At 67.5% G+C, this 4,838-nt stretch carries 5 protein-coding genes; all 5 read left to right on the top strand.

Annotation, left to right across the window (positions count from 1 at the left end; translation table 11 throughout):
- Positions 1-179 precede the first annotated feature (179 nt).
- The 5 genes from ACFOGJ_RS19620 to ACFOGJ_RS19600 all read left to right on the top strand — a co-directional run bounded on the left by ACFOGJ_RS19620 (position 180) and on the right by ACFOGJ_RS19600 (position 4,468).
- Positions 180-917, top strand: a complete 738-nt coding sequence (locus tag ACFOGJ_RS19620) for a LamB/YcsF family protein (RefSeq protein WP_379903704.1) — start codon at positions 180-182, stop codon at positions 915-917.
- Between the two features lie 42 nt (positions 918-959).
- Positions 960-2,318, top strand: coding sequence for an acetyl-CoA carboxylase biotin carboxylase subunit (locus tag ACFOGJ_RS19615; RefSeq protein WP_379903702.1), 1,359 nt, complete (start codon positions 960-962; stop codon positions 2,316-2,318).
- Positions 2,319-2,388: 70 nt separating this feature from the next.
- The gene (locus tag ACFOGJ_RS19610) at positions 2,389-3,258 is read left to right on the top strand and encodes a 5-oxoprolinase subunit B family protein (protein WP_379903700.1); all 870 of its coding nucleotides are present in this window, start codon (positions 2,389-2,391) and stop codon (positions 3,256-3,258) included.
- An 11-nt stretch (positions 3,259-3,269) separates the two neighbouring features.
- Positions 3,270-4,238, top strand: coding sequence for a 5-oxoprolinase subunit C family protein (locus tag ACFOGJ_RS19605; RefSeq protein WP_379903698.1), 969 nt, complete (start codon positions 3,270-3,272; stop codon positions 4,236-4,238).
- A gap of 11 nt (positions 4,239-4,249) precedes the next feature.
- The gene (locus tag ACFOGJ_RS19600; RefSeq protein WP_379903696.1) at positions 4,250-4,468 is read left to right on the top strand and encodes a biotin/lipoyl-containing protein; all 219 of its coding nucleotides are present in this window, start codon (positions 4,250-4,252) and stop codon (positions 4,466-4,468) included.
- The last annotated feature ends 370 nt before the right edge of the window (positions 4,469-4,838 follow it).

Below are 4,838 nucleotides of genomic sequence, written 5' to 3'. Positions count from 1 at the left end.
GCGGGCAGCGCCCGCGGGGGTTTCTTTTTTCCGCCGGCGCGCGGCAGCGGCCGGCAGTCGATCGATGCCGTGGACCGCGCCGGACAGACCCGATATACCTGCCCGACTGCATACCCGGGACACGTCGCCGGCGACCTGCCATCGCAGCAGGGCGCCGCCGCAGGAAAGGGAGATGACCGATGGCCGTCGATATCAATTGCGACATGGGGGAATCCTTCGGGCTGTGGAAGATGGGCGACGACGAGGGGATCATGCCCTTCATCACCGTCGCCAACGTCGCCTGCGGCTTCCACGCCTCCGACCCGGTGCATATGCGCAAGACCGTCGCCCTGGCGAAGAAGCATGGCGTGAAGGTCGGCGCGCATCCCTCCCTGCCCGACCTTCAGGGCTTCGGCCGGCGCGAGATGAAGATGGAGCGTGGCGAGCTCGCCGCGATCCTGATCTACCAGGTCGGCGCGCTGAGCGGCTTTCTGCGCGAGGCGGAGATGCCGCTGAACCACATCAAGCCGCATGGCGTGCTCTATGGCATGGCCGCCCGCGACGAGGAGATCGCCAATGCGATCTGCGACGCGGCGGAGGTGTTCCAGGTGCCGCTGTTCGGCATGATCAACACTGTGCAGGAAAAGGTCTACAAGGCCCGCGGCATCCCCTTCGTGGCGGAGTTCTATGTCGACCTGGATTATGCCGGCGACGGCCGCCTGATCATCACCCGCGAGCATGAGGCGAAGGACCCGGCGACCGCCGCGAAACGCACCCTGCGTGCGATCGAGGAAGGCAAGGTCACCACGGTGGACGGCAACGACGTGCCCGTCGGCTCGGAATCGGTCTGCGTCCATTCCGACACTCCCGGCGCGGTGGATGTCGCCCGCGCGGTGTTCGAGACCATCCAGCCGCACCTCAACCGCAAGGCCGCCTGACAGCCTGCGGCCAGAGTCTGGAACCGACGGCCGGAGGCCTGTGTGAAGAAAGTCCTGATTGCCAACAGGGGCGAGATCGCCTGCCGCGTGATGCGCTCCTGCCGCGACCTCGGCCTGGCGACCGTCGCCGTGCATTCCGAGGCCGATGCTGCTGCCATGCACGTGGCGGAAGCCGACCAGGCGGTGGCGATCGGCCCCGCCAAGGCGGCGGAGAGCTACCTGGTGGCCGAGAAGATCCTGGCCGCGGCGAAAGAGACCGGCGCCGACGCGATCCATCCCGGCTACGGCTTCCTGGCGGAGAACGAGCGCTTTGCCGAGGCGGTGGAGAAGGCCGGCCTGGTCTGGATCGGCCCGCGGCCGAAGACCATCGCCGACATGGGCGACAAGGAACGCGCCCGCGCGCTGGCCCATGCCGCCGGGGTGCCGATCCTGCCCGGCAGCGCCCGCTTCGCCCCCGGCGACAATGACGGCCTGGCGGAGGCCGGGCGCGAGGTCGGCTACCCGCTGCTGGTGAAGGCCGCTGCCGGCGGCGGCGGCATCGGCATGCGCAAGGTGGATGCGCCCGACGACCTGGAGAAGGTGGTCGCGAGCACCCAGGAGCTTGCCGCCAAGGCGTTCGGCGACGGCACCGTCTACCTGGAGCATTTCGTCTCCCCCGCCCGCCATGTGGAGATCCAGGTCTTCGGCTTCGGCGACGGCCGCGCGGTGCATGTCTTCGAGCGCGACTGCTCGGTGCAGCGCCGCTACCAGAAGATCGTCGAGGAAAGCCCGGCGCCCGGCCTGTCGGACAAGACCCGGATGGCGATGGCGGATGCGGCCGCGGCCCTGGCCCGGTCGGAGCGTTATCGCGGCGCCGGCACGGTGGAGTTCGTCGTCGGCCCGGACGAGGGCTTCTACTTCCTGGAGATGAATACCCGCATCCAGGTCGAGCATCCGGTAACCGAGATGCTGACCGGCCTGGACCTGGTGGCGATGCAGATCCGGCTCGCCGCCGGCGAGCATATGGCCGACGTGACGCAGGACAGCATCACCGCGACCGGTGCGGCGGTGGAGGCGCGGATCTATGCGGAGCGGCCGGAGAAGAACTTCCTGCCCTCCCCCGGGCCGCTGAAGCGCTTCGCCGCGCCGGAAGCCGCCGCCGACCTGCGCATCGACACCGGCGTGCGCGAGGGCGACCAGATCACCTTCTACTACGACCCGATGATTGCCAAGGTGGTGGCGCACGGCGCAGACAGGAACGCCGCGATCGACCGGCTGGATGCCGCGCTGGCGGCGTTCGAGGTCGACGGTGTCGGCACCAACATCGCCTTCCTGCGGCGGCTCCTGGCCCATCCGGAATTCCGGGCGGGCGGCGTGTCCACCGGCTTCGTCGGCGAGCGCATCAAGGAACTGACTACATGACACGGGTGCCGGCGGCGGTCCGGTCGCCGGCGGCACCGACCCATCGGCAGAGTCCAGGCAGGGGGGCCCAATGATCTACGAGAAGCCACGCTTCCTGCCGGGCGGCGACCGGTTCATCCTGGTCGAGCTCGGCAACGAGATGAATCTCGAACTGAACTTCATGGCGCAGGGGCTGGCCAGCGCCATCGCGCAGGACGGCACCAAGGGCATCGTCGAGACGGCGCCCTGCTTCGCCTCCCTGCTGGTGCACTACGATCCCGACCAGATCTCCTTCGCCGATGTGGAGAAGGAACTGACCCGCCTGCTCGGCAGCCTGGGCCCGAGCGACGAGCTGGAACTGCCCAGCCGGCTGTTCGTCTTCGAGACCATGTATCTCGACCCCTGGACCAAGGAGGCGGTCGACGACTACAAGGCGAAGATCAACGACAAGGAGCCGGATCCCGAATTCGTCGCGCGGATCAACGGCCTGTCCGACACGGCGCAACTGGTGCGGGTGCATTCCTCCACCGAATACTGGGTCGCGTCGCTGGGCTTCTGGCCCGGCCTGCCCTTCATGATGCCGCTGGACCCGCGCAGCCGGATGACGGCGCCGAAATACAACCCGCCGCGGACCTGGACGCCGCAGGGCACGGTCGGCATGGGCGGCGCCGCCACCGCGATCTACCCGGTGGCGACGCCGGGCGGCTACCAGATCTTCGCCCGCACGCCGGTGCCGATCTGGGACACCAACGCGAAGTTCAAGCTGTTCGAGAAGTCGATCTGCCTGTTCCAGGCCGGCGACCGGGTGAAGTTCGTGCCGGTCACCAGGGAGGAGTTCGAGGATACCGAGGCCCGGGTCAAGGACGGCTCCTACCAGTACAACATGATCGACTACCAGAAATTCTCCGTCGCCCGGTACAAGTCCTGGGTGGACAGCATCGACGCCAGCCAGCGCTTCTGAGGGAGGGGACGATGTTCGAGGTCATCAAGAAAGGTTTCGAGACCAGCGTCCAGGATTTCCCGGGCCGCATCGGCTTCTGGAACCAGGGATTCCCGCCGTCGGGACCGATGGACTCCTGGTCCTTCCGCCTGGCCAACCTGCTGGTCGGCAACCAGCCCGGCGCGGCCGGGCTGGAGGCGCAGTTCATCGGCCCGACGCTGAAGTTCCACGACGATACCGTGTTCGCGATCTGCGGCGCCGATATGGGGCCGAAGCTGGACGGCGAGCCGGTGCCGCTGTGGGAGAGCGTGGCGGCGAAGGCCGGCCAGACTCTGGAGATGAAGTTCTGCACCCTGGGCGCACGCGCCTACCTGGCCTTTGCCGGCGGCATCAAGTCGGAACCCTGGCTGGGCTCGCAGTCGACCTTCCACGCCGCCGGCGTGGGCGGCATCGACGGCCATGCCCTGCAGGACGGCCAGAAGGTGGAGCTGGGCGAGGCCAAGGGCAAGGCCGGCCGCAAGGTGAAGGCGGATGCCCGCCCCGCCTTCGCCACCGACAAGCGCTGGGAGATCGAGGTGGTCGAGGGGCCGAACGACGACTGGATCGATACGGCCGGCAAGGAGCGCTTCCTGACCACCGACTGGAAGCTGTCGGGCAAGAGCGCGCGGTCGGGCTATCGCCTGGAGGGTCCGGAATGGACCTTCACGGAGAAGGCCACCAACAAGCTGCCGGAGAACGGCTCGGACCCGTCCAACATCATCGACCAGGGCTATCCGCTGGGCGCCATCAACCTGGCCGGCCAGACGCCGATCATCCTGGTCAATGACGGCTGCTCCATGGGCGGCTTCATCAATCCCTATACGGTCCCCTCCGCCGCCTTCTGGAAGCTGGGCCAGTCCAAGCCCGGCGACATCTACCGCTTCCGCAAGGTCAGCGTGGAGGAGGCGCAGGCCCTGCGCCGGGACCTGGACAAGATCGCTTCCGCAGACAGCATCGAGTAGGAGAGCCACCTATGGCGCAGAACGTCGAGACGCAGATCCCCGGCAATGTCTGGAAGGTCCTGGTGAAGGTGGGCGACACGGTGAAGGCCGGCGACACCCTGTTCATCCTGGAGGTGATGAAGACCGAGGTGCCGCACGACGCGGAGGCCGACGGCACGGTGAAGGCGGTCCACATCAGCGAGGGCCAGGAAGGCGTCGACGCCGGCACCCTGGCGGTGGAGATCGGCTGAGGCCCGGGGGCCTCTCACCAGCGACCTCTCACCGGCGAGCTCTCACAATCTGTCGTTCCCGGGCCGGCCCCACCAGGATTCTCAGATCCTTTCGACCTGCCCTCCCCGTTTCCGTCGCCCTCGGCCCCCGAGCCTACGGGATTCACACATCGGTGACGGGAAACGGACAGGTCGTTGCTGCCTGTTCGTCATCCTCGCCCTCGAGGCGAGGATCCATTCCGCAAGCCGCGCGGCACCGCGAGGCCTGCGGAATGGATTCCATGGTCAAGCCCACTGGTGTCCGGTTAGGAATTCTGGACGTGGTGCATGGCATTGATTCTACTGAGTTCCAAGCGTTTGGCGGCGTTTGGGACACAGCGGAAGGTCAATG

The sequence above is a fragment of the Marinibaculum pumilum genome, assembly GCF_042646425.1.
Taxonomy (GTDB): Bacteria; Pseudomonadota; Alphaproteobacteria; order Ferrovibrionales; family Ferrovibrionaceae; genus Marinibaculum; species Marinibaculum pumilum.
Note: the sequence above shows the minus strand (reverse complement) of the source record. Positions and strands in the feature narration are given on the sequence as shown.

What these genes read in the sequence shown, in the direction of transcription:
- ACFOGJ_RS19620 (WP_379903704.1), top strand. Translation starts at nt 180, where the DNA reads ATGGCCGTCGATATCAATTGCGACATGGGGGAATCCTTCGGGCTGTGG.
- ACFOGJ_RS19610 (WP_379903700.1), top strand. Translation starts at nt 2,389, where the DNA reads ATGATCTACGAGAAGCCACGCTTCCTGCCGGGCGGCGACCGGTTCATC.
- ACFOGJ_RS19605 (WP_379903698.1), top strand. Translation starts at nt 3,270, where the DNA reads ATGTTCGAGGTCATCAAGAAAGGTTTCGAGACCAGCGTCCAGGATTTC.
- ACFOGJ_RS19600 (WP_379903696.1), top strand. Translation starts at nt 4,250, where the DNA reads ATGGCGCAGAACGTCGAGACGCAGATCCCCGGCAATGTCTGGAAGGTC.